This window comes from Jujubicoccus corallicola (genome assembly GCF_047345645.1).
Classification (GTDB): Bacteria; Pseudomonadota; Alphaproteobacteria; order Rhodobacterales; family Rhodobacteraceae; genus JBLEFH01.
In genome coordinates, this window is the sequence record NZ_JBLEFH010000001.1 from 127,050 (window position 1) to 150,636 (window position 23,587).

Annotated in this window: 17 protein-coding genes; 11 read left to right on the top strand and 6 right to left on the bottom strand. The window is 62.7% G+C overall.

Going from position 1 to position 23,587, the window contains the following annotated elements; all coding sequences use genetic code 11:
- Nucleotides 1-93 precede the first annotated feature (93 nt).
- On the top strand, nt 94-972 hold the full coding sequence (locus ACMA5I_RS00630; protein WP_525884284.1) for a helix-turn-helix domain-containing protein: 879 nt from the start codon (nt 94-96) through the stop codon (nt 970-972).
- Nucleotide 973: 1 nt separating this feature from the next.
- Here the strand turns inward: ACMA5I_RS00630 and ACMA5I_RS00635 are convergent, their stop codons facing one another.
- A complete protein-coding gene (locus ACMA5I_RS00635; RefSeq protein WP_525884285.1) occupies nt 974-1,951 on the bottom strand; it encodes a 5-oxoprolinase subunit C family protein in 978 nt (325 codons plus the stop codon).
- A complete protein-coding gene (locus ACMA5I_RS00640) occupies nt 1,942-2,682 on the bottom strand; it encodes a 5-oxoprolinase subunit B family protein (protein ID WP_525884286.1) in 741 nt (246 codons plus the stop codon). The genes ACMA5I_RS00635 and ACMA5I_RS00640 overlap by 10 nt, the downstream gene beginning before the upstream one ends.
- 215 nt (nt 2,683-2,897) lie before the next feature.
- Between ACMA5I_RS00640 and cobA the strand changes: the two genes are divergently transcribed.
- The 5 genes from cobA (at nt 2,898) to ACMA5I_RS00665 (ending at nt 8,011) form a co-directional block, all read left to right on the top strand.
- Nucleotides 2,898-3,722 (top strand): uroporphyrinogen-III C-methyltransferase, encoded by an 825-nt coding sequence (cobA, locus tag ACMA5I_RS00645; RefSeq protein ID WP_525884287.1) that lies wholly within the window; start codon nt 2,898-2,900, stop codon nt 3,720-3,722.
- Nucleotides 3,723-4,013 (top strand): DUF2849 domain-containing protein, encoded by a 291-nt coding sequence (locus tag ACMA5I_RS00650; protein ID WP_525884288.1) that lies wholly within the window; start codon nt 3,723-3,725, stop codon nt 4,011-4,013.
- 1 nt (nt 4,014) lies between these two features.
- Nucleotides 4,015-5,664, top strand: a complete 1,650-nt coding sequence (locus tag ACMA5I_RS00655) for a nitrite/sulfite reductase (RefSeq protein ID WP_525884289.1) — start codon at nt 4,015-4,017, stop codon at nt 5,662-5,664.
- Nucleotides 5,661-6,737, top strand: coding sequence for a phosphoadenylyl-sulfate reductase (locus tag ACMA5I_RS00660; protein ID WP_525884290.1), 1,077 nt, complete (start codon nt 5,661-5,663; stop codon nt 6,735-6,737). Before ACMA5I_RS00655 ends, ACMA5I_RS00660 begins: the two co-directional genes overlap by 4 nt.
- Nucleotides 6,738-7,174: 437 nt before the next feature.
- Nucleotides 7,175-8,011 (top strand): extracellular catalytic domain type 1 short-chain-length polyhydroxyalkanoate depolymerase, encoded by an 837-nt coding sequence (locus ACMA5I_RS00665; RefSeq protein ID WP_525884291.1) that lies wholly within the window; start codon nt 7,175-7,177, stop codon nt 8,009-8,011.
- Here the strand turns inward: ACMA5I_RS00665 and ald are convergent.
- Nucleotides 7,997-9,109: an alanine dehydrogenase gene (gene ald / locus ACMA5I_RS00670; RefSeq protein WP_525884292.1), complete on the bottom strand. Its 1,113-nt coding sequence runs from the start codon at nt 9,107-9,109 to the stop codon at nt 7,997-7,999. The genes ACMA5I_RS00665 and ald overlap by 15 nt on opposite strands.
- Nucleotides 9,110-9,245: 136 nt before the next feature.
- Between ald and ACMA5I_RS00675 the strand changes: the two genes are divergently transcribed.
- Nucleotides 9,246-9,701 carry an Lrp/AsnC family transcriptional regulator gene (locus tag ACMA5I_RS00675; protein ID WP_525884696.1) on the top strand — a complete coding sequence of 152 codons (456 nt, stop codon included), beginning with the start codon at nt 9,246-9,248 and terminating at the stop codon, nt 9,699-9,701.
- On the opposite strand, the gene ACMA5I_RS00680 is transcribed toward ACMA5I_RS00675, so the two are convergent.
- Entirely contained in the window at nt 9,702-11,234 is a 1,533-nt protein-coding gene (locus tag ACMA5I_RS00680) for a phospholipase D-like domain-containing protein (RefSeq protein ID WP_525884293.1), read from the bottom strand.
- Nucleotides 11,235-11,523: 289 nt separating this feature from the next.
- On the opposite strand from ACMA5I_RS00680, the gene ACMA5I_RS00685 reads away from it, so the two are divergent.
- Entirely contained in the window at nt 11,524-12,666 is a 1,143-nt protein-coding gene (locus ACMA5I_RS00685; RefSeq protein WP_525884294.1) for a flavin-containing monooxygenase, read from the top strand.
- Here the strand turns inward: ACMA5I_RS00685 and ACMA5I_RS00690 are convergent.
- Both ACMA5I_RS00690 and ACMA5I_RS00695 read right to left on the bottom strand, forming a co-directional pair.
- Nucleotides 12,608-13,483 carry a sucrase ferredoxin gene (locus ACMA5I_RS00690; RefSeq protein ID WP_525884295.1) on the bottom strand — a complete coding sequence of 292 codons (876 nt, stop codon included), beginning with the start codon at nt 13,481-13,483 and terminating at the stop codon, nt 12,608-12,610. The two genes, ACMA5I_RS00685 and ACMA5I_RS00690, sit on opposite strands and share 59 nt — an antisense overlap.
- Nucleotides 13,483-14,760 carry a 3-deoxy-D-manno-octulosonic acid transferase gene (locus ACMA5I_RS00695; RefSeq protein WP_525884296.1) on the bottom strand — a complete coding sequence of 426 codons (1,278 nt, stop codon included), beginning with the start codon at nt 14,758-14,760 and terminating at the stop codon, nt 13,483-13,485. Before ACMA5I_RS00695 ends, ACMA5I_RS00690 begins: the two co-directional genes overlap by 1 nt.
- 217 nt (nt 14,761-14,977) lie before the next feature.
- On the opposite strand from ACMA5I_RS00695, the gene leuC reads away from it, so the two are divergent.
- The 3 genes from leuC (at nt 14,978) to ACMA5I_RS00710 (ending at nt 23,565) form a co-directional block, all read left to right on the top strand.
- Nucleotides 14,978-16,381, top strand: a complete 1,404-nt coding sequence (leuC, locus tag ACMA5I_RS00700; RefSeq protein WP_525884297.1) for a 3-isopropylmalate dehydratase large subunit — start codon at nt 14,978-14,980, stop codon at nt 16,379-16,381.
- Nucleotides 16,378-17,058 (top strand): DUF429 domain-containing protein, encoded by a 681-nt coding sequence (locus tag ACMA5I_RS00705; protein WP_525884298.1) that lies wholly within the window; start codon nt 16,378-16,380, stop codon nt 17,056-17,058. Before leuC ends, ACMA5I_RS00705 begins: the two co-directional genes overlap by 4 nt.
- Before the next feature lie 114 nt (nt 17,059-17,172).
- On the top strand, nt 17,173-23,565 hold the full coding sequence (locus ACMA5I_RS00710) for an ExeM/NucH family extracellular endonuclease (protein ID WP_525884299.1): 6,393 nt from the start codon (nt 17,173-17,175) through the stop codon (nt 23,563-23,565).
- Nucleotides 23,566-23,587: the final 22 nt, after the last annotated feature.

The window sequence follows — 23,587 nt, forward strand, 5'->3', positions numbered from 1 at the left end:
TCCTTTTCTGCCCCTTGGCTATCAAAGCCCGCGCCTGCGCAGAATTCTGAATTTTCGCTTTGTTTTTTCTGCAAGTGATGAGAAAATCCAACAATGCAGAGAAAAATCGACAAACGGGATCGGGCGGCGCTTTTCAGGGCGCGGCTGGTGGAGGCGATGGAGCGGCAGGGCGAGAGCCGCAGCGGTCTGGCCCGCGCCGCCGAGGTGGACCGCTCGACCATCGGCCAGCTTCTGACCGAGGGCGAGACGCGACTGCCGGGCGGCCAGCTTCTCGCCGATCTTGCCGCGCATCTTCATGTGAGTTCCGACTGGCTTTTGGGTCTCACCGAACGCCCCGAACGGCCCGGCGATCTGCTGGCGGCGGCGATGACCGTAACGGGCGCGGGCCGCAGTCCTGCCGATGAGCAGATCATCGCGTGGCACCGGGAGGCGGAGGGCTACAAGATCCGCCATGTCCCGGCGACCTTGCCCGATATGCTCAAAACGCCGGATGTGCTGGGCTGGGAATATGAGACCTTCATGGGCCGCACCCCGGAGCAGGCCAAGGCGGCGGCGCAGGATAAGGTTGACTGGCTGGCCGATACGCGCTCGGATTACGAGATCGCGCTGCCGGTGCATGAGTTGACGGCCTTTGCCGAAGGATCGGGCTATTACAAGGGCTTACCCCGGCATGTGCGCCGGAGCCAGCTGGATCATATGACGCGGCGCTGCGCGGATCAGTTCCCGGCGCTGCGACTCTTTCTCTTCGATGCGCGCAAGGTCTTCAGCGCGCCGGTGACGGTGTTCGGCCCGATCCTCGCGGTGATCTATGTCGGGCGGTTTTATCTCGCGTTTCGCGACGGGGAGCGGCTGCGCTCGATCACCACCCATTTCGACTGGCTGGTGCGGGAAGCGGAGATCGACGCGCGGGACGCCGCGGCGTTTATCGCAGAGCTGCGCGATCGGGATAACCTCAAGGGGCCGCTCGGCTAGATCACTCTGAAATCACACCGGAAATCAGGTTGCTGTCGTAGAGCCGCGCCATGTTGAGGGTGGCGTCGGCGGCGCCGGGTTTCATGGCGGCGATGGCGTCCGCGAGGGCTTTGCGGCGCTGCTTGAGCGCGGCGATGGCGTCCGCGCGGGTGACGGCCTCGAAACGGACCGTCTCGCCGGGGCGGAGTTGGCCGAAGCGGGGCAAGTCCGCCGTGATGACCGTTGCGATTTTCGTGTAGCCGCCAATGGTTTGCGCATCGACGCCGAGGATGATGGGCTGGCCGGTGGCCGGGACCTGGATTGCGCCGGGCATGATGCCGTCGGAAATGATGTCCGGGCCGGTTTTATGCGTGATTTCAGGACCTTCGAGACGCGCGCCCATGCGGTCGGCTTGCTGGGTGACGCGGTAGTCGCTGCCAAGGAAGGTGTCGCGGGCGGTCTCCGGGAACGCGTCGTCTTGCGGGCCGAGGATCACGCGGAGCGGGCCGCTTGGCGGCGTCGGCGCGCGGAGGTGGCGCGGCTCGGGGAGGGGGCCTGTTAGGGTGATCTCATCTCCAGCGGCGAGGGCGCGGCCGAAACCGGCGCGCATGGTTGTGGCGTAAGCACCTAGGATCGCAGGCGTTTCGGGCGTTCCGGAGAGCGCGAGATAGCCGCAGGCGCGGTCCAGCGGGGCGCATTGCAGGATGGCGCCGGGCTGGACGTGGGCGAGGTGGAAGGGCGGGACGGTCATGCGGCTCTCGCCTTGGATGACCGTGACGCCGACCGAGGCGGCGAAGGCGATGGGGCCGTCCTCGACGCGGAGTTTCGGGCCCATGAGGCGGAATTCATAAGCGGTTTCGGTCTCGGCCAGCGCGGCGATGAGGGCGAAATGCTCCGCATCCGCCGGGCCGGAGACGGGGACGCCGAGATGGCGAAGGCCGGTGCGGCCCTTGTCTTGCAGGGTGGTTTGCGGGCCGGGATCGAGAACGGTCAACCGCATTGGAAGGACTCCGGCGAAAGGGTCCCGCTGCGGATCTGGCGCTGGATTTGCGCGGCGTCCTCTTGGGTGACGGCTTCGATGCGGACGTGGTCGCCGGTGCGCAAGAGGGCGGGGGACTTGCGGTTTCTATCAAACAAATCAAAGGGCGCGCGGCCCAGAAGATGCCAGCCGCCGGGGCTTTCCACGGGATAGATCGCGGCCATGGCCTTGGCGATGGCGAAACTGCGCGCCGGGACCTTGGTGCGCGGATCGGCGCGGCGCGGCAGGTGGAGGGTTTCGGGCAGGCCGCCCATGAAGGGGAAGCCGGGCAAAAAGCCGATGGCGCGGACGGTGAAGCGCGCTTCTGTCAGTGCGGTGATGAGGGCGTCGCGGGAGAGGCCGGTTTCCTCGCAGACAAAGCCTTGGTCCGGGCCGTCCTCCGGGGCGAAGGAGACGGGGAGCGCCCATTGGCGGGCGTCGCTGTCTTCGGCAATCTCGGCGGTGGCGGCTTTGCGCAGAAGGGCTTCGGGGTCGCTTTCGGTCAGCGGATCGAAGACTACCGAGAGGCTGCGATAGGCGGGCACGATGTCGATGAAACCGGCGCCCGCGAGCGCGGCCTCGGCGGCGCGGAGGCGGGCCGGGGCGCGCTCATCATCGGGGAATTCGAGAATCAGCGCGGAATCGCCCAAGGGCAGGATGCGAAAATCGCTGCCTTGCGGTGTGGTTAAGGCTGTTTTGGCGCTGTCTGACACGGGGTCCGCTCCTTTGCGCCAAACCTGCCCGGCATGGGGCGAAAGGACAAGTGCGCAGCGGGGTGCGGGCGGCGGTGCGTCCCATTCCGTTTTCGCCCGCATTTCCCGATTTCATCCGCGAAACATCGCATATGGACGGGAAAAATTTCTTATCGTTCGGCGCGAGTGGTGTTTTGAGGGAATAATATTCTATATTGTGACCCAAGGAGGCCGCCATGGGTTACGGTATTTTCTCGCAAAACCCCCAGCCGCCACGCGGTAAGGTATGGTTTGTCGGTTCGGGTCCGGGGGATCCGGACCTTTTGACGCTGAAAGCCGCGCGGCTGATCGGCAGCGCGCGCGTGATCTTTCACGACCGTCTTGTGCCTGAAGCGATCCTCGCGCTCAAGGGGCCGCAGACGCGGCTTGTCGATGTGGGCAAAGAGGGGTTCGGCCCGTCCACCGCGCAGGATGAGATCAACCGGCTGATTGTGGAGCATGGCGCGGGCGGCGAGATCGTGCGGCTGAAAGGCGGCGATCCGGCGGTGTTTGCGCGGCTTGAAGAAGAGATTGATGCGCTGGAAGAGGCCGGGATTGCCTGGGAAGTGGTTCCGGGGATCACGGCGGCATCGGCGGCGGTCGCGCGGCTTGGCCGCGGGCTGACGGACCGGCGGCGCAATGCGGCGGTGCGTATTCTGACGGCGCATAAGGCCGAGGGCTTTGCCGAGCAGGACTGGCGCTCGCTCGCCGAAGGCGAGATCGCGGCGATCTATATGGGCGTGCGCGCGGCGCGGTTCATGCAGGGCCGTCTGATGGCATTTGGCGCGGATCGCGAGACCCCGGTGACGGTGGTGGAGAACGCGTCGCGCCCCGGCGAGATCGTGGTGAAGACGACGCTGGCCGATCTTGTTGACGATATGAACACAGCCGGGATCAAAGGCCCGGCGGTCATCCTGTGGGGCATTGCCGCGCGGGATGTGGAGGCGGATATACCCGTGATCGAGGGCCTGAAAATGAATGGCCTCGACATCTTGGGACTGGATGCGGTGAGGGCGCTCTGAATGGCGAAGAAGTTTACTCCGAAAGTGCTGACGGCGAATGATCTGCTGTCCGGCCATGTGATTTACCGGGGCGCGGATAATGCGTGGGTCGATGCCCATAAAAACGCCGTGCTTTACACCGATCAGGAGGAGGCCGAGGCGGCGCTCAAGGTCGCGGAAGGCGAAGCGGCGCGGATCGTTGGTCCCTATCTGGCAGATGCTGTGGAGGGGCCGGACGGGCCCGAGCCGGTCCATTTCCGCGAGCGGTTTCGCGTGACCGGCCCCACTTACAAAGGTTTCGAAGAGGCGTAACATGTATAATTACAATGACTTCGACAAAGAATATGTTCGCGGCCGCACGGCGGAGTTTCGCGAGCAGGTGCAGCGCCGGATCGACGGCTCGCTGACGGAAGACGAATTCCGCCCGCTGCGTCTGATGAACGGGCTCTATCTCCAGCTTCACGCCTACATGCTGCGGGTTGCCGTGCCTTATGGCACGCTCAGCAGCGACCAGATGCGCCAGCTTGGCTATATCGCGGAGAAGTGGGACAAGGGTTACGGCCATTTCACCACGCGCCAGAACATCCAATATAACTGGCCGGTCCTGACCGATGTGCCGGATATTCTTGACGCGCTGGCCGATGTGGAGATGCACGCGATCCAGACCTCGGGCAACTGTATCCGCAACGTGACGACGGACCAGTTTGCCGGAGCGGCCGCCGATGAGATCGAAGATCCGCGCCCGACGGCTGAGCTGATCCGCCAGTGGTCCACCGATCACCCGGAATTTTCCTTCCTGCCGCGCAAGTTCAAGATTGCGATCACCGGCAGCCCGAATGACCGCGCCGTGACCAAAGCGCATGATATCGGTCTGCGCATGGTCGAGCAGGATGGCGAAGCGGGCTATGAGGTCATCGTCGGGGGCGGTCTGGGCCGCACGCCGGTGGTGGGCAAAGTGATCCGGGATTTCCTGCCGAAAGAGGATCTGCTGCCCTATCTCGAAGCGATTTTGGCCACCTATAACCGGATCGGCCGCCGCGACAACAAGTATAAGGCGCGGATCAAGATCACCGTGAACGAGGAGGGGCTGGAGTCCTTCCGCGATCAGGTGGAGGCGGAGTTCCCGCATCGCCGGGCCGCGTTTTCGGGTGTGGATCAGCAACTGCTGGCCGAGCTTGAGGCGGCGTTCGCCAAGCCCGAGCTGGTCGATGGCCGCGATGTGCCGCCGATCACCAATGGCGCGGTGCAGGCCTTCGTGGACACGAATGTGAGCGATCACTACCACCCGGATTACGCGAACATCACGATCAGCCTGAAGCCGGTTGGCGGGACGCCGGGCGATGCGACGGCGGAGCAGATGCGCGTGATGGCAGCGCTGGCCGATCAATATGGCGTTGGCGAGCTGCGGGTGAGCCATGAGCAGAACATCATCCTGCCGCATATCCACCGCGCGGACCTCGCATCCGTCTATAAGGTGCTGAAAGAAAACGGTCTTGGGACGGCGAATATCGGGCTGATTTCCGACATCATCGCCTGCCCCGGCATGGATTACTGCGCGCTGGCGACGGCCCGGTCGATCCCGATCGCGCAGGAGATTGCCGAGCATTTCCATGACATTGGGCTTGCCGAAGAGATTGGGCAGCTCAAGATCAAGATCTCCGGCTGCATCAATGCCTGCGGGCATCACCATGTCGGCCATATCGGCATCCTCGGTCTCGACCGCGCCGGTGTGGAAAACTATCAGGTGACGCTGGGCGGCGACGGGACCGAGACCGCCAGCATCGGCGAGCGTGCGGGCCCCGGCTTCGCGGCGGACAAGCTGATCCCGGCGATCGAGCGCCTGCTGCGGCGCTATCTCGAACTGCGTGAGGACGACGGGGAAACCTTCCTCGACGCCTATCGTCGGCTTGGCAATGAGCCTTTCAAAGACGCCCTTTACCCGGCGGAGGAGAAAGCGGCATGACCCATCCTATCGGACAGACAAAGGCGCTTCTGCACGAAGCCCTCGTCGAGAAAAAATATGGCGATATCGCCGTGGTGTCCTCCTTCGGGGCGGAATCCGTGGCGATGCTCCATCTCATCAGTGAGGTGGCCCCGGATGCGCCGATCCTCTTCATCGACACCTTCATGCTGTTTGAAGAAACCCTTCAATATCAGGTGGATGTGGCGAAAGAGCTGGGCCTGACGAATATTCAGGTGGTCCGCGCGACCGATGAGATGATCAAGAAGGTCGACCCGTTTGGCCGTCTGCATATGGCGGACCCGGATGCCTGCTGTAATCTGCGCAAGACGGTGCCGCTCGATATTGCCCTCGAAAGCTACGATGGCTGGATCAATGGCCGTCGCCGCGGGCAGACGCAGGCGCGTTCGGAACTGCCGCCGGTCGAGACCGATGAGCATGGCCGCACGAAAATTAACCCGATGTTCGGATGGCTCCGCGAGGATGTGCTGGACCACATCACGCGCTATAAGCTGCCGCGTCACCCGCTGGTCGCCCAGGGCTACCCCTCCATCGGCTGTGCGCCCTGCACGTCGAAAGTGGCACCGGGCGAGGACCCGCGCTCCGGGCGCTGGCGTGGACAAAACAAGGAAGAATGTGGGATTCACGTGTCCAACGGACAGATTCAACGAGGAAAACCGATGAAAATTCGCGTGACCGATACTGGTTTTGAAGAAGTGGACAGCGTCGGCGAAGTGGCGCTGGAAGAGGTGTCCGCGACGCCTGATGTGCTGGCGGTGGAGAACACGACGCCGATTTCGGACATCCTGCCGCATCTGGGAGCGCGAGCGATCCGCATCCCGTTCCCGGTGTTCTCGGATGGGCGCGGCTTTACGCTGGCGCGGGCCATTCGCGATGCGGGCTATGAGGGCGATCTGACCGCCGTGGGCCATGTGCTGGCCGATCAGTATGACCTCGCGCGCCGTTCGGGTTTCGATGCGGTGGAAATCTCGCCGGAGCAAGCGCAGCGCCAGCCCGAGGCCCAGTGGCAGGCCCATAAGCCGCGCGTCAGCTATCAGCAGCGCCTGCGCGGCTGAAACGCCAAGATTTGAAGGAAAGGGCGGTCCTGCGGGGCCGCCTTTTGCCATTCTGGAAACACTCTGTTTTTGAACATATGGTCAGAAACGCATGTGACGCTACGTCATTAACGCTTCTGAAGAGCCGTTAACCATTCTCCTATGCATTTGATCTTGCGTGAGAAAGCGCGTCTTTCGCGCGAGTGCGACAGGCTGCCGCAGCCCTTTATGGCTTGGGCGCGGCTGTGTTCACACTCTGTCACGAAATCCCATGAAATAAGGATGTGGTGGCGCTCCCATGTCGAGACCGGATGGCTGCCATCGCGGCAGCAATCTTGTTGCACCGCACAAATCGGCTTATTTTGGTCAGCGACAACAAGTGTTTTATGAGTTCTGGAAAAATGACGATCCCATTTAAAGAGACGATCGACTCCCTTTTGCAGTTTGTTCAGCCGGTTATGCGACGGGCGGAACAGGCTGAGAAACCGGCTGCGCCAGCGAATGCGCCGCAGTTGGATGGAGTCGTCAAAGGCAAATATCAGGGGCCGGAAGGCTCGCGCCGCTACTATCTGACCCTGCCCGACAGCGGGCGGGCCGATGTGCTGATCGTCATGCTTCATGGCTGCACCCAGACCGCTGCGGATTTCATGCGCGCGACAGGCATGAGCGATCAGGCGGGGGCGCGCGGCGTCGCCGTTCTCTGGCCGGAGCAGACGCGGACGGCGAACACCATGCGCTGCTGGAACTGGTTTGAGCCGGACCAGAAGGGCGAGACGGATCTCTTGTTCGCGCTCATTGAGGATGTGCAGGGCCGCTACGGTCTGGGCAGTGCGGATCTGTGCATTGGCGGGCTCTCGGCAGGCGGCACCATGGCGGCGACGCTGGCGGCGGCACGACCCGAAGCGTTCGCGGCCCTTGGCGTTCATTCCGGTGTCATGCCCGGCTCTGCGGGCGGCGCGCGTGAGGCGTTTTCGGTGATGCGCAACGGCTCCGGCGACACGCCGCCCGTGCTGCCGCCGATGATCGTGTTTCACGGGATGGACGACAATACGGTGATTCCGGAGAACGGCGCGGAATTGGCGGCGCGGATTTCCGGCCCGCGGGAGGACGGACATAGCGAGGGCTATGACTGGCACAAGACCGTGGGCCGCAAGGGTGAGTATTGGCAGATCGACGGGATGGGCCACGCCTGGTCCGGCGCGCCGGAAAACGGGCCCCATGCCGATCCGCAGGGGCCCGATGCGACGGCGGAAATGCTCCGCTTCTTCCTCAAGGCGGTGTCAGAGAACCGCTGACGGCTCCACCGCGTCGATGCCAAGCGCCTCGCCAACCGCAAGGTTGGTGAGCTGGCCTTCATGCGTGTTGAGACCCTCGGCAAGATGCGGGTCCTGCTTGCAGGCCTCGCGCCAGCCGAGATCGGCGAGTTTCAGCATGAAGGGCATGGTCGCATTGCCGAGCGCCATGGTGGAGGCGCGTGCGACGGCCCCCGGCATATTGGCGACGCAGTAATGCACGATCCCGTCCACCTCATAGATCGGATCGTCATGGGTGGTGGCTTTCGAGGTCTCGAAACAGCCGCCCTGATCGATGGCGACATCCACCAGCACCGCGCCGGGTTTCATCAGCGAGAGATGCTCACGGGTCACGAGTTTCGGGGCGGCCGCGCCCGGAATGAGGACCGCGCCGACGACCATATCGGCCTGCGCGATGTATTCGGCGACCGCGCCGGCGGTGGAGTAGCAGGTGTCGAACACGCCGCGATAGGCATCGTCGAGATAGCGCATCCGCGGCAGCGAGCGGTCGAGCACGGTGACATTCGCGCCCATGCCTGCGGCGATCCGCGCGGCTTGGGTGCCGACGACGCCGCCGCCGAGGACGACCACGCGGCCCGGCGTCACGCCCGGCACACCGCCAAGCAGCACGCCGCGCCCGCCATTCGCCTTTTGCAGCGCCCATGAGCCGACCTGCGGCGCGAGACGCCCGGCGACTTCGGACATGGGGGCGAGCAGGGGTAGACCGCCTCCGGGCTGAGTCACGGTTTCATAAGCAATTGCGGTGACGCCGCTTTCCAGAAGATCACGGGTCTGCGGCTCATCGGGGGCGAGATGCAGATAGGTGAAGAGAAGCTGACCCTTGCGGAGCATCTTGCGCTCGACCGCCTGCGGCTCCTTGACCTTCACGATCATCTCGGCCTCATCGAACACCGCTTCGGCGCTCGACAGGATGGTCGCGCCCGCCGCCTCGTAATCGGCATCATCGAAGCCCGATCCGATCCCGGCCCCGGTCTCGATCAGCACCTCATGGCCATGATTGACCGCCTCGCGGGCGGCATCCGGGCGCATCCCGACGCGATATTCCTGGTTCTTGATCTCTTTGGGGCAACCGATACGCATAGTTTCCTCCCTTGCGCTTTTGTTTCGCCGATTATCTCACGTAACGCCGGGGAAATATCGCGAAGATTTCTGTGATTTGCAGAAAATACGGGAGGATCTTGCGCATCTTGTTATAGTATCGCAAAATCCTCCCATGATTGCCCTTGATGCCACTGACCGTGAGATCCTGCGAATCCTTCAAAAGGGACAGCTTTCCAACGCCGAATTATCGGAGCGGGTGCATCTGTCCTCCTCCGCCTGCCATCGCCGGGTGCAGCGGATGGTGGAGGCAGGGGTGATTGATCGCAATGTCGCCCTGCTCGATGCGCGCAAGGCAGGGTTTCGGGCGCTGATTTTCGTGGAGATTTCACTGTCAGGGCAGTCCGATGAATTGCTGGCGAAGTTCGAAAGCGCCGTGGCGCGGATCCCGAATGTGCTGGAATGTCATCTGGTTGCGGGGGCGTCGGATTATCTTCTGAAGGTCGCCGCCGAGGATAGCGACGATTTCGCGCAGATCCACCGCAACTATCTGGCGCATCTGCCGGGGGTGGCGCGGGTGCAGTCCAGCTTCGCGCTCAAGACGGTGTTTCAGAGCACCGCCTTGCCGGTTTAATTAGACCATTTCCGGCGGAATGCCGAAGCCGATAATGCCCATGCGGTGCGCGGGTTTGCGGTCGTAAGGCATGATGAAACCGCGCCGGTCGTCCGGCTCGCTCTCGTAATTCGCCTTGGCGAGTTCGCGCCACGCTTCGCAGGCGGTTTCGATATTGTAGAAGCGCTCATCGGCATCGGCGGGCAGCAGATGTTCAAAGAGCCGCTTGCGCAACTCCTTGGCGCGGGCCGGATCGCGGATGGCGAGACCGGCTTCGGTGTCCCATTTCATGCTGCGGCCGTTGAGATTGGCCGAGCTGACCAGCGCCGCCTCGTCGTCGGAAATCGTGACCTTGGAGTGGACATAGATGATCGGCGCGTCGTCGAGGACCGAGCGATCGTCGTCATCCTTGCCGTTTTCCTCCACCGGGCGGGCCGGGGAGACGATCAGCAGCCGCTCGCCATAGGCTTTCAGCAACTTGTCCACACATTTTGACTGGAGATATTCGCCATAGCGGACCGACATGCCCTTGTGGTTTTCAAAGGCCGCGTCCTCGGGCGCGGCGGGCATGACGATGATCAGCTCCAGCTCCGGGTTCTTCTCGGCGGCCTCGGCCAGCGCATCGGCAATCGGCGCGTGGCGGAGAAACTGCGTCTCAATATAAAGCAGGCGCTTGGCCTTGCGGATCAGGTCGAGATTGGCCTCCTCCGCGCTGTTGTCGAGCGTGACCGGCGAGATCGCGAAGGCGGCTTTCGGCCCTTCGGCTTCGCGCGAGAGGGTGCGGATGAAATCCGGATGGCCGAGTTCCTCGGGCGTCTGCTCCTCGAAGCCGCGCAAATGCCGCTCCGCCACGCCGACAATGTCGCCGGTGATGAAGACGGAGACATCCTGCCATGTCTGATCGGCGGACTGGTTATGGGTCTTGCGGTCCCACCGGCGGTCATCCACATCGAGCCCGCCAATGATGAGCTTCTTGCTGTCGATCACCATCAGCTTTTGGTGGTGAGTCGCCGGGTAAAGATGCGGCGGGCGCCATTTCATCTTGAGCGTGCCATCGGGCTGAACATCCGCGAAATGCTGCACGCGGGGGAGCGTTTCGATGACCTCTTTGCGCTCGTCCTCCGGCATGTCGTTGATCTCGGCGACGAGTTTGGAGGATTTGCGCAGCACCAGCGGCCAGAACATCAGCCGCATCGCCCGCCCGACCCGCGCCGGGTGCATCGCTGCCCGCGCGGAAATATCGCCGCCGGTCTCTTTTGCGATGTCTTTGAAAATCTTGATGCTTTCGCCCGTGCCGCGATGCAGATTGAAGGCGAGGATGGGATCGAAATCCGAGATCGCGAAGTCGAGTTTCACGCCCTTTTTCGCCAGATGCCGAAAGATATCTTCCCATGTCTTGCCAATCGCAAGCCCCTCTTTGCTGTGCAATTTGGTGCGCGGATCGAAGATGCGGAATCCGGCGAGAACTTCGGTCTCTGCCTCCAGCACCGCCCGCTCCATGGCGGGGTAGGCCTCTTCGGCCGTCAGCAGGACGTCAAAATCGTCGATATACATGGCATCTCCCGGTATACTGGGACCTGTGGCGCGGTTTGACCCGTCCCTTGGCGATCACGTGTGCGGCTTTTTCCTGTGTGGCGAAAATTCCCGCGTATCACAAGCTTAACGACTCAATGGCCCAACCGATCCCACAACGTCGCGAAACGTAGGAAATTTTTTGCCGAGAGGAGAAATGTCGCAGTCCTGATGGCGATCTTGTCCGCTAAATTCACCATCAAGCGGGAAAGAACTTCACATTTCATTAAAATGTGAATTAAAAGCGTCACTGTGACTATTGGGTGATGACATGACGGAGATCGTGATCGTTGGTGCAGGCCCGGCAGGACTCGCTGTCGCAGCTTGTTTGCAACGTGAAGGGAAGAAAGTGCGCGTCCTTGAGAAGGGCGACCGGATCGCGCTGCGCTGGTACAACCATTACGACCGTCTCCATCTGCACACGGCGCGGGAATATTCCGGGCTGCCCTTCCACCCGATCCCCGACGAGACGCCGCGCTATCCGCGCCGCGAGGACATGATCGACTATCTCGAAGCCTATGCGGATGAGGAGCGGATCAAGCCGGAATTCGGTGTCGAGGTGAAGCGGATCGCGCGGGAGGATGGCCGCTGGTCGCTCTGGACGAGCAAGGGGCCGATCCACGCGGATTTCGTGGTGATTGCGAGCGGGTTCAACAGCCAGCCTGAGCGGCCTTATCTGCCCGGCGAAGAGACATTCCCTGGCACGATCATCCACAGCTCTGAATATCGCAATGCGGGGCCGTTCGAGAACCAGCGCGCGCTGATCCTCGGCTTTGGCAATTCCGGCGCGGATATTGCGGTCGATCTGGCGGAGGGTGAGGGCATCCCGACCCTCTCGATCCGCGGCCCGGTGCAGGTGATCCCGCGCGACGTGATGGGCATCCCGGCGCAGCGCTTCGTGCAGATCATGAGCAAGATGCCGCAAAAGCTGATGAACGGGGTAATCTCGTCGGCCTCTTTCGCGCGGTTCGGCACCCTCAAGCGCTACGGGCTGACGCGCTCGAAACGCAGCGTTGTCACGATGGTGAGCGAGGACAACCGCATCCCGGTGATTGATGTGGGGGTGATGAGCCACCTGCGGCGCGGCTCGATCACGGTGCGGCCTGGAGTGGACCGGATCGACGGCGATCTGGTGCGGTTCTCGGATGGCACGACGGCGAGCTATGATGCGATCATTCTGGCGACGGGTTTCCGGGACGGACTGGAGCGGATCGTCGAGGTGCCGGAGGCGCGGATGGCCGTGCTGCGCGATCCGAGGAGAAATCGCGCGCAATTTGGCGAGGATGGGCTCTATTCCTGCGGTCTTTCGGTCAGCATTTACGGGATGCTCTACGAGATCAATCGGGAGGCACCGCTCATTGCGAAGGATATTGCGGCGCGATCCGCGTCAGATGCGCGGTCAATCGCGTCCTAGGCGAGGTCGCCCCGGCATCGAGTTTGCGGCAGGCATCGGGGCTGTCGAAATCCTGCTTTTCCAGTGAGATATGAAGCGTGACGGGGCCGTCTGGTGTCTCTGCCGGAACGGTCCAGCCGGTGGCCGTTTCCTGTGGCTCGCCGAGTGTCGCACCCGTCTCCGCCGCCCATTGCAGCGCGGCGATATGCGTGACCTGCGCCGCTTCACTCTGGTCGATCCGGCCGCGATAGGCGGGCAGATAGGGGCGATCTTCGGCCTCAGCGGCGAGAAAATCCGGGATGCTGGCCGCGCGCATCCGGCCATATTTGCGACCTGCGGGCAGGCTCAGCACCGTCGCGGAGAAGCGGCAGCCGCCGAGATGGGAGGAGCGCCAGACCTCGCCGGGGGGCTGCGCCGCGTCGAGCGCGCGGAAGGTCGCTTCGCCATGGAGCGCGCAGCAGCGTTCGCGCTGGCTATGGGTGCAGGTGAGGAAAAGCGGGACGGGCTGGGCGCGCCAGCCGTCGAAGTTGCCCATCTCCCATGTCAGCAGGGTTTCGAGAACCTCCGCCTCCGCCACGTCGATGGCGCGATATTCGGGGATGAGGATGAGGCGGCAGATGCCGGCGGGCGCGTCGCTGCGGTCGATGAGATTGACGCGGCGACCCCCCTCCACGATCTCGGCGAGCTTGTCCTGAAGGGCTTGCGGCATGTCCGGGGCGGCGCCGTGATCGCGGGTCCAGCGTTTGCGCGGCCAGCGGATCAGGAGCATCTGCCCGGCATGGGCGGCGCTGCCCGCGAGCGGTTCGTCCATGGCGAGATCAGAGCAGAACCCGGCCATCAGCGGCACTCCGGCAAATCGTCGATGAGGCCGATCAGCACCTCGACCGTGCGCTCAATAGCGCTTTGATCCTCGCAAAACGCCTTGCCAGCCGCGCCCATTTGCGCCGCGTCGATGCTGTTTAATGCCTCGGCGATCCCGTCTGGCGAGACCTCCCGGCTCGCGCCCACGGCGGCGAGTTCGGCATAGCTTTCGGCGAAGTTGATGACATGCGGGCCGTGCAGCACGGCGCAGTTCAGCACTGAGGCTTCATAAGGGTTGTGCCCGCCGAGATGCGGGAGCAGCGATCCGGCGATGAAGGCGGTATCCGCAAGGCGATACCACAGCCCCATTTCGCCAATCGTGTCCGCGATATAGAGGCGCGTATCGCCCGTAATCGGCTGATCTTTCGAGCGGATCGCGTGCGGCACCCCGAGCTTCTCGGCAATCGCGGCGATCTCCGCCACCCGCTGCGGGTGGCGCGGCGCGAGGATCATCAGCCCGTCTCGACCCTCATGGGCGCGGATCAGCATCTCGTCCTCGCCCTCATGCGTCGACGCCGCAACCCAAACCGGGCGGCCCGCGATCTGTGCTTCCAGCTTGGCCAGTTCGCCCGCATCGGCAGTCAGCGGCGGCGCGCCGCGTTTGACGGTGCCGACGATCTCCACATCCCGCCGCCCGAATGTGGCGAAATTATCCGCCGAGAGCTGATCCTGCACCAGAATCGGCCCCATCCGGGCCAGAAGCCATTCATAAACCGACTTCATCCGGCTGCGCCGTTTCACCGAATTGTCGGAGAAGCGCGCATTGACCAGCGCCGTCGGAATGTCGCGTGACAGGGTCTCATACACCGTGGTCGGCCAGAGATCCATTTCGGACCAGACGGCGAGATCCGGCTCCCAGTGATCGAGAAATTTCGCCACCCAGGGGCGAATATCCATCGGCGTCGGGCGGTAAATCACGCCCTCGGGCGCTTGCCGGTCCATCGCCTCGATGGAGGTGCGGGTGGAGGAGGTCACGAGAATCTGCACCTCGGGCCGCGCTGCCTGAATGCGCCGGATGATCTCCACCGCCGCGAGAACCTCGCCCACGCTGGCGGCATAAAACCACACCACTTTGCCCGCGGGCCGCGCGACCTTGCTCTCGCCCCGCTTGTCCGAAAGGCGCTTCGGGTCGTCTTTGCCCTTGCGGACACGATGCCGCATGATCGCCTCGCCAAGCGGCGCGAGCCGGGCGGAGAGCCAGAGATAGGCGGAGAGAAGAAAGGGTTTGCGGTCCATAGGGGCCTTGATCGTCACTTTGCCTTCTTCTGCCCCATGTCCGGCCTTTGGGCAAGCGATCCGGCTTGCGCGGCCCTCGGCAGGCTTTTATATTTCGCAAATGATCAGGATTTTCGACATCTCGGATCACGCCCGTCTGCCGGGCCGGTTCTTTGGGGCCGAATGGACCAGCCGCCTCGGCTGAGCCCTCCTCCTATTGCCAGCATCACGCCAACACCATCCGCGGGAGGACATCATGACCGCAAAAACACTGTATGACAAAATCTGGGATGCCCATGTGGTCCATGAGCAGGAGGACGGGACGTGCCTGCTCTATATCGACCGCCATCTGGTGCATGAGGTGACAAGCCCGCAAGCCTTTGAGGGGCTGCGCATGGCGGGCCGCCCGGTGCGCGCGCCGGAGAAGACGATTGCTGTGCCCGATCACAACGTGCCGACCGACGAGAAACGGGCCGAGCGGATCGAGGATGAACAGAGCCGGATCCAGGTCGAGGCGCTGCGCCAGAACGCGAAGGATTTCGGGATCGAGATTTATGATGTGGATGATGTGCGCCAAGGGATCGTGCATATCATCGGGCCGGAGCAGGGCTGGACCTTGCCGGGCATGACCATCGTGTGCGGCGACAGCCACACGGCGACTCACGGGGCCTTTGGCGCGCTGGCGCATGGCATCGGGACCAGCGAGGTCGAGCATGTGCTGGCGACGCAGACGCTGATCCAGAAGAAGTCGAAAAACATGAAGGTCGAGGTGACGGGCCAGCTTCCGCCGGGCGTGACGGCGAAGGATATCGTCCTCTCGATCATCGCGAAAACCGGCACGGCGGGCGGCACCGGCCATGTGATCGAATATTGCGGCGAGGCGATCCGGTCGCTCTCCATGGAAGGCCGCATGACGATTTGTAACATGGCGATCGAGGGCGGCGCGCGGGCCGGTCTGATCGCGCCGGATGAGACGACCTTTGACTATGTGCGCGGCCGGGCCCATGCCCCGAAAGGCGCGCAATGGGAAGCGGCGCTGAACTGGTGGAAGACGCTCAAGACCGACGAGGGCGCGCATTTCGACAAGGTGGTGACGCTCGATGCAAGCGAGATCGTCCCCGTTGTGACATGGGGGACCAGCCCTGAGGATGCGCTGCCGATCACCGCCGCCGTGCCGGACCCCGACAGTTTTGGCGAGCATAAGCGCGACGCGGCGATCCGGGCGCTTGATTATATGGGCCTGAAGGCCGGGCAGCGTTTGCAGGATGTGGAGATCGACACGGTCTTTATCGGCTCCTGCACCAATGGCCGGATCGAGGATCTGCGCGAAGTGGCGAAGGTCATGGAAGGCCGCCGCGTCAAGGACGGCATCCGCGCGATGATCGTTCCCGGCTCTGGCCTCGTGCGCTTGCAGGCCGAGGAAGAGGGCATCGCCGAAAAGCTGATCGAAGCGGGCTTCGAATGGCGGATGGCGGGCTGCTCCATGTGCCTCGGGATGAACCCCGACCAGCTGGGTCCCGGCGACCGCTGTGCCGCGACCTCGAACCGCAATTTCGAGGGGCGGCAGGGCTATAAGGGCCGGACGCACCTCATGAGCCCCGCCATGGCCGCCGCCGCTGCGGTAACCGGCAAACTGACGGATGTGCGGGATCTGGTGTGACCCGCTGGCTCGGCGTTGACGGATCGCCGGGGGGTTGGGTTGGTGTCCTCGTTGAGGATGGAGATTTGGCGGCGGCGCGCGCTGTGCAGGCCCCGGATTTAGGGCGTTTGTTGGCGGAGACCGGCGCGGAGCTCAGCGTCGTCGATATTCCTATCGGTTTGCCGAACCCCGGTGAGACGCGGCTTTGCGATCAGGAGGGCCGCAACTTGCTTGGAGACAAATATCGGTCGCTCTTCCCGGTTGCCTGCCGCGAGGTATTATTCGCGGAAAGTTATGAAGCAGCTAACGAGATTGGTCGTCGATTGAGTAAAAGCGGGATAAGCACACAACTTTGGGGTATTGCGCCGAAAATCCGCGAAGTTGACGCGCTTCTTAAAACTCTTCCTCCTAATATTCTTTACGAAGGACACCCCGAAATATCTTTTAAAGAGATGACAGGCGCTCCGCTTATGTCCAGAAAAGACTGGCTGACAGGCCTTTTTGATCGGCTACATGCACTCGAAAATCAAGGGTTCAGGCCGGGTGGCCTCATGCGTGATTTTGCGGAGAAGCCGATGTTCAAGCGCGACGATCTGCTTGACGCCGCCGCGATGGCCTGGACCGCATCGCGGATTGCGCGCGGCACGGCGCGGTCCTTGCCGCAAAGGCCGGACCCGTTCCCGGCGATCTGGATCTGAACGCCCTCCCCGGATTTCGATCCAATTTGACATAAAACCGTGACACTCCGGCGGTAAAGACTCGTTAACATTGGCGGGCGCGCCCTTGCGCCAGATGTTTTCAGGGAGTTTCCTATGCCGGTATCCACCACCGAATTGTCGCGCGGCGACATCGCTATCATTGGCCTCAAAGCTGACAACCCGGACGATTTCGCCTTTGTGGCGCTGACCGATCTCGCCGCCGGGACGGAGATTTATTTCACCGATAACGGCGTCTTGGCCGATGGCAGTTTCCGCGACAATGAAGGCACGCTGAAATGGACCGCGCCTGCGGATGTGGCAGCGGGATCGGTGATCACCTTCACCGGCAATACGGCGGATTTCACGGCACAAAGCGGCAGTTTCGCCTTCTCCGCCTCGGGCGATCAGCTTGTGGCCTATAAGCAGACGGCGGACGGGGTGGAATTCCTGCACGCTGTGCATTCCAACTCGACGGCGTGGCAGGATGAGGCGACAAGCTCCACCAATTCCGCTCTTCCGGCGGGTCTCGTGGATGGCGAAACCGCCGTCGCGGCGGGCAGCGGCGCGGGCGACGGCGACGAGTTCGACAATATCTTCTACACCGGTCCGACCGCAGGCGACGCGGCCACCCTGCTTGCCGCCATTGGCGACGCGGCCAACTGGACCGGCGCGAACAGCGATGTGGACTATGCGGTCCCCACGTCGATGAGCGTCGAGGGCGGCGAGGAACCGGCAGAGGCGGCCTACACGCTGGAGCTGTTCCACACCTCCGATCAGGAAGGCAGCATTTCCGCGCTGGAAGACGCACCGCGGTTCTCCGCCGTGCTGGCCGCGCTGCGGGCGCAGGATCTCGGCGAGGACGGGGTTGAGGACAATTCGATCCTCGTCGGCTCGGGCGACTCATTTATCCCGGGCGTGTTCTATGATGCGTCGACCTCGGTTTACGGCGCGCCGGGCCGGGCCGATATTCTGATCCAGAATGAACTCGGCTTCGATGCGATTGGCTTCGGTAACCACGAATTCGACAACGGGCCGGGTGCGATCCGCGACCAGATTGTTGCCGATGGGGACTATGCCGGGGCGCTTTATCCCTATCTCTCCACCAATCTCGACTTCTCCGCGAGCGCTGATCTGGCGGATCTGGAAGTGGCGGGCGGCGCTGCGCCGCAGGCCGGAACCGTCACCTCTTCGGTGGTGATCGAGAAGGGCGGCGAGCAGATCGGCGTGATCGGTGCGGTGACGCCAACGCTCGATTTCATCTCGACGGCGGGTGATGTTGGTGTTCTGCCCGAAGAGTTCGACGGCGCGCCGACGGACGCGCAACTCGATGCGCTGGCGGCCGTCATTCAGGCCGAAGTGGACACGCTTCTGGCCGACAATCCCGGCCTCAACAAGATCGTGCTTGTGACCCATATGCAGCAAATCGCCATTGAGGAAGCGCTGGCGACGCGGCTCTCCGGCGTAGACATCATCTCGGCGGGCGGCTCCAACACGCGGCTTCTCGATGAAAACGACCGCCCGCGTGAAGGCGACGACGCGCAGGGCACCTATCCGAAATTTGTGGACGATGCCGATGGCAACACGACGGCGATTGTGAACACGGACGGCAATTACAAATATGTCGGGCGTCTCGTGATCGATTTTGACGAGAACGGCAACATCATCGCGGACAGCTATGACGCGGATGTCTCCGGTGCCTATGCGACCGACGCACAAGGCGTGGCGGATCTCGGGGCCGAGGATCTGGTGGACCCGGAGATTCAGGCGATTTCTGACGCTCTGTCGGAGGTCATCATCGCGCAGGATGGCAATTACTTCGGCGTGACCGAGGAGTTTCTGAACGGGAGCCGCGGCTCGGTCCGGATTGAGGAGACCAATCTGGGGAACCTCACTGCGGACGCGAACCTTGCCGAAGCGCGCAAGACGGATGACAGCGTGCTGGTCTCGATCAAGAATGGCGGCGGCATCCGCGACGATATTGGTGAGCGGATCGTGCTGACCGGTGAGACCGAAGCGACGCCGCTGCCGCCGGAAGGCAACGAATTGACGGGCCGTCCCGATGGCGGGATCAGTCAGATCGCGATTGGCAATGCGCTGGCGTTCAACAATGAACTCAGCATCCTGACGGTCACGCGGCAGGAACTGGTGGATCTTCTGGAGCATGGCATCGCGGCGAGCTCGCCTGATGACAGCAACACGCAGGGGCGGTTCCCGCAGGTGTCCGGGGTGCAGTTTTCCTTCGATCTGACCCGCGAGCCGGGCGACCGGATCGTCTCCGCCGCGATTACGGATGCGGAAGGCAATGACCTTGATGTGCTGGTGCAAAATGGCGAGGTGGTCGGCGACGGGTCCGGCACGGTGCGGATCGTCACGCTCTCCTATCTCGCCGATGGCGGCGATGGCTACCCGTTCCCGACCGGCGAGGCGACCGACCGGATCGACCTTGTGCAAGAGGGCGTGCAAGACGGCGCGGCGCAATTTGCCGACAATGGCACGGAGCAGGACGCGCTGGCCGAATATCTGGCGGAAAACTACGGCGAGGAGACGCCCTACACGCTCGCCGACACGGACCGCGCCGAGGATGAGCGTATCCAGAACCTCGCCTTCCGCGAAGATGGCGTGATCGACGAGACCCCGGTGGGGCCGTCCTCTTTCCTCTATGTGCAGGATTTCGAGGATCAGCCCACCATCGGCAAGTTCAAGGAGTCGATCTATGTCGACACCCAGAGCGGGCTTGAGGATCATGATCTGGTCAATAATGACGACCAGCCGATTGTGGACAGCGAAAACGGCGTCGGGCTTGGCTTCGATGCGAGCTATGCGACCATCAACAGCAATTGGCAGAACGGGATGGAAGACGGCGCGCGGATCGGGGTGGTGGATTACACCAATGACCGCGAGGCGCAGGGCGCGCGCGGCTACCGCATGGCGGATACGGATGGCGAAATGACACTGGCGTTTGATGCTGTCGATACCTCCGGCGCGGGCGAGGTGACGGTTTCGCTCGATCTTTATGTGAACCGCACGGCTTGGGAGACGAACGACCGGATCGTGATAGAAGTCGAGACGGATACGGGCGTGATCTCGCTGCTCGACACCACGGGCGTCGACATCAACACGCTGGATCTGGAGCGTAAATTCACGACGATTGAGGCGGTGGTGCCCGCCGAGGCCAATCTCGCGACGCTCAAGGTTAAGTTTGTCTCGAACGACAAGGCCGAGGCGATCCATGTGGACAATATCCGCTTCGAGGCCATCGCGCCCGAGCCGGAGCCGGAGCTGCCCTTTGACGTGGAAACGCTCGACACGGTCCAACTCGACGGGGCCGAGATCGTGGATTTCGATCCTGAAACCGACCGCGCCTTTGTCACAGCCTCAACCGGGGTGAGTGTCGTCGATGCGTCGGACCCGGCGAACCTCTCCTTCGTTACGCTGATCGACCCGGCGGCGAATGGCGCGGATTCGAGCGCCGTGACCAGCGTGTCGGTCGCCAATGGCGTGCTGGCCGCGGCGGTCCCGGCGGCGGATGCGTCCCAGCCGGGCGCGGTCTATTTCTACGACAGCGCCTCGCTGGAATTCCTTGGCAAAATCACCGTGGGCGCGCTCCCCGATATGCTGACCTTTGATGAGAGCGGCGATTATCTCGTCGTCGCCAATGAGGGCGAGGCGGGGACCGTGAACCCGGAGGGCAGCGTGTCCGTGGTTGCGATCAATGCCGATGATCTGGCCGCCTCGGAGGTGAACACGCATCGCTTCGGCTGGGACGTGACCTTTGATGCGCTTAAAGAGAAGGGCGTGCGCGTCTTTGGCGAGGGCGACTGGTGGGCCGGGACCGATCTGGAGCCGGAATATATCACCATCGAGGGCAACAAGGCGTTCATCACCTTGCAGGAAGCCAATGCGGTTGCGGTGATCGACGACATCACCCAGCCAGGCGTGATTGATCTCGACCATATCCAACCGCTCGGCGCAAAGGATCATTCGGTCGAGGGGAATGGGCTCGACACCTCCGACACGGATGGCGCGATCAACATCGTCACCGCGCCGGTTCAGGGCCTCTATATGCCCGATGCGATTGCGTCCTACAGCGTGGATGGCGTGACCTATTATGTCACCGCCAATGAGGGCGACGCGCGGGACGAGGACAAGCGGATCGAGGATCTGGTTCTCGATCCGGACGCCTTCCCCGATGCGGTCGCGCTCCAAGCCGAGGACGCGCTTGGCCGTCTTCAGGTCTCCGGCATTGATGGGGATATCGACGGAGATGGCGATTATGACGCGCTTTACAGCTATGGCGCGCGGTCCTTCTCGATATGGGATGAGAATGGCAATCAGGTCTTCGACTCTGGCGATCAGATCGCCAAGAAAATCGCCGAGCTGATGCCGGAGCTGCACAATTCCGAAGGGGATGCGGACAGCTTTGACGGGCGCTCGGACAACAAGGGCGCGGAGCCGGAGGCCGTGACCATCGGTCAGGTCGGCGATCAGACGTTGGCCTTTGTCGGGCTGGAGCGCGTTGGCGGGGTGATGGTGTTCGACATCACCAGCCCGGACAGCGTGGATTACCTGACCTACCTGAACACCGACGGCGATATCGCGCCCGAGGGCCTCACCTTTGTGACCGCCGAGGACAGCCCGAACGGCTATGCGATGCTCGGCGTTGCCAATGAGGTCTCAGGTACGCTGACCTTCTACAGCCTGCAAAGCGGTGACCCGGTGGAGCCGGGGGACGACTTCACCCTGATCTCCGAGATTCAGGGCGAGGGCGCGGAAAGCACCATGCAGGGCGAGATCGTCACCATTCAGGCGGTCGTCACCGGCGATTTCCAGTCCGGCCTGATGGGCGACAAGGGCGAGCTTGGCGGCTTCTGGGTGCAGGAAGAGGTGACGGATTATGATCTGTCCGATCTCACCTCGGAAGGCATCTTCATCTATGAGGGCAACACCGCGATCCTCGATGTGATGGAAGGCCAGCTTGTCGAGATCACCGGCACCGTCAGCGAGTATTTCGGTAAGACCCAGATCACCGCGACGGATGTGAAGGTCGTGCAGGAAGAGGCGATCATCCCGGACAGCGTGAGCGTTGACCTCAATCTCGACGGCGTCAATCTTGAGGCGCTGGAAGGGATGCTGGTCAATCTGCCGGAAGTCACCGTGACCGAGATGTATAATCTCGACCGTTACGGCGAGATGACCGTCGCGACCGAGCGTTTCGCGCAATACACGCAGGACAACGCGCCGGATGCGGCGGGCTATGCGGCCCATGTCGCGGAGGTGGATGCGAAGTCGATCCTCATAGATGACGGCATTTCCAGCCAGAACCCCTACAAGATCCGCATTCCCGATGGCGAGGATTACACCCTTACCGCTGCGGACAGCTTCCGCATGGGCGACACGCTGCAAAATGTGGAAGGGGTGCTCGATTACGGGTTCAACGAATACCGCCTTCAATCGCCAACCGCGACGCATATCGAGAGCAACCCGCGCGAAGCGGCGCCGGCGCTGGATGGCGATTTCAAGGTCGCGAGCCTCAATGTGCTGAACTACTTCACCACCCTGAACAGCGGCGACAACACGACCACCGTGGGCCAGGACCCGCGCGGCGCGAACAACGCCGAGGAACTGGCGCGCCAACAGCAGAAGATCGTCAACGCGATTGTCGAAATGGACGCCGATGTGGTGGGCCTTCTGGAAATCGAGAATGACGTGACCTCCGCGCCGCTAGCCACGCTGGTCGATGCGATCAATGCGGAGCTTGGCAGCGAGGTCTATAGCTATATCAACACCGGGCAGGTCGGCACGGATGCGATCACCAATGCGGTGATCTACAAGACGGCGACGGCAAACCCGGTTGGGGATGTGGATATTCTCGACAGCGAGGCCTTCCTTGACCCGCTCGGCTCGGGCCGCGATCTGAACCGCCCTGCGGTCACGCAGAGCTTTGCCGTCGTCGGCACGGAGGAGACGGTGACGGTTTCGGTCAATCACCTGAAGTCGAAAGGCTCGCTTTCGGGTCTGGCGGCGGATGAGGATCAGGGCGACGGCGCGGGCAACAACAACGCCTCGCGCGCGGCCTCAGCGGAAGTGCTGGCCGATCATCTGGCCGCAACTTATGACGGCAACACGATGATCATCGGCGATCTCAACAGCTATGCGCAGGAGGATCCGCTGAACGTGCTGCGGGACAAGGGCTATACCGACCTTGCCTATGACGCGCTTGGCACGGACAGCTATTCCTACGTCTTTGATGGCCAGACCGGAACGCTCGACTACATCCTCGCTTCCAGCGATCTGATGGACAACCTCACCGGCGTCGCGGAGTGGCATATCAACGCGGATGAGGCCGACGCGATTGATTACGACCTCTCGATCCGAAACAATTCGGGCAATACGATCTTCGCCGAGCGTGATCCGTCGCTTTATGATGGGGACATCCCGGAGCGTGGGTCGGACCATGATCCGGTCATCGCGGCCTTCACGTTCGACGATGATTTCGTGTTCGTCTAAATCGCGGCTTTGCTAAAGACAG

Bases quoted from the DNA above. Each gene is read 5' to 3' on its own strand.
- ald (WP_525884292.1), bottom strand. From the start codon at position 9,109: ATGCGTATCGGTTGCCCCAAAGAGATCAAGAACCAGGAATATCGCGTC.
- ACMA5I_RS00690 (WP_525884295.1), bottom strand. From the start codon at position 13,483: ATGGCCGGGTTCTGCTCTGATCTCGCCATGGACGAACCGCTCGCGGGC.
- ACMA5I_RS00650 (WP_525884288.1), top strand. From the start codon at position 3,723: ATGGCGAAGAAGTTTACTCCGAAAGTGCTGACGGCGAATGATCTGCTG.
- ACMA5I_RS00685 (WP_525884294.1), top strand. From the start codon at position 11,524: ATGACGGAGATCGTGATCGTTGGTGCAGGCCCGGCAGGACTCGCTGTC.
- cobA (WP_525884287.1), top strand. From the start codon at position 2,898: ATGGGTTACGGTATTTTCTCGCAAAACCCCCAGCCGCCACGCGGTAAG.
- ACMA5I_RS00680 (WP_525884293.1), bottom strand. From the start codon at position 11,234: ATGTATATCGACGATTTTGACGTCCTGCTGACGGCCGAAGAGGCCTAC.
- ACMA5I_RS00665 (WP_525884291.1), top strand. From the start codon at position 7,175: ATGCGACGGGCGGAACAGGCTGAGAAACCGGCTGCGCCAGCGAATGCG.
- ACMA5I_RS00710 (WP_525884299.1), top strand. From the start codon at position 17,173: ATGCCGGTATCCACCACCGAATTGTCGCGCGGCGACATCGCTATCATT.
- ACMA5I_RS00635 (WP_525884285.1), bottom strand. From the start codon at position 1,951: ATGCGGTTGACCGTTCTCGATCCCGGCCCGCAAACCACCCTGCAAGAC.
- ACMA5I_RS00655 (WP_525884289.1), top strand. From the start codon at position 4,015: ATGTATAATTACAATGACTTCGACAAAGAATATGTTCGCGGCCGCACG.
- ACMA5I_RS00630 (WP_525884284.1), top strand. From the start codon at position 94: ATGCAGAGAAAAATCGACAAACGGGATCGGGCGGCGCTTTTCAGGGCG.
- ACMA5I_RS00660 (WP_525884290.1), top strand. From the start codon at position 5,661: ATGACCCATCCTATCGGACAGACAAAGGCGCTTCTGCACGAAGCCCTC.
- leuC (WP_525884297.1), top strand. From the start codon at position 14,978: ATGACCGCAAAAACACTGTATGACAAAATCTGGGATGCCCATGTGGTC.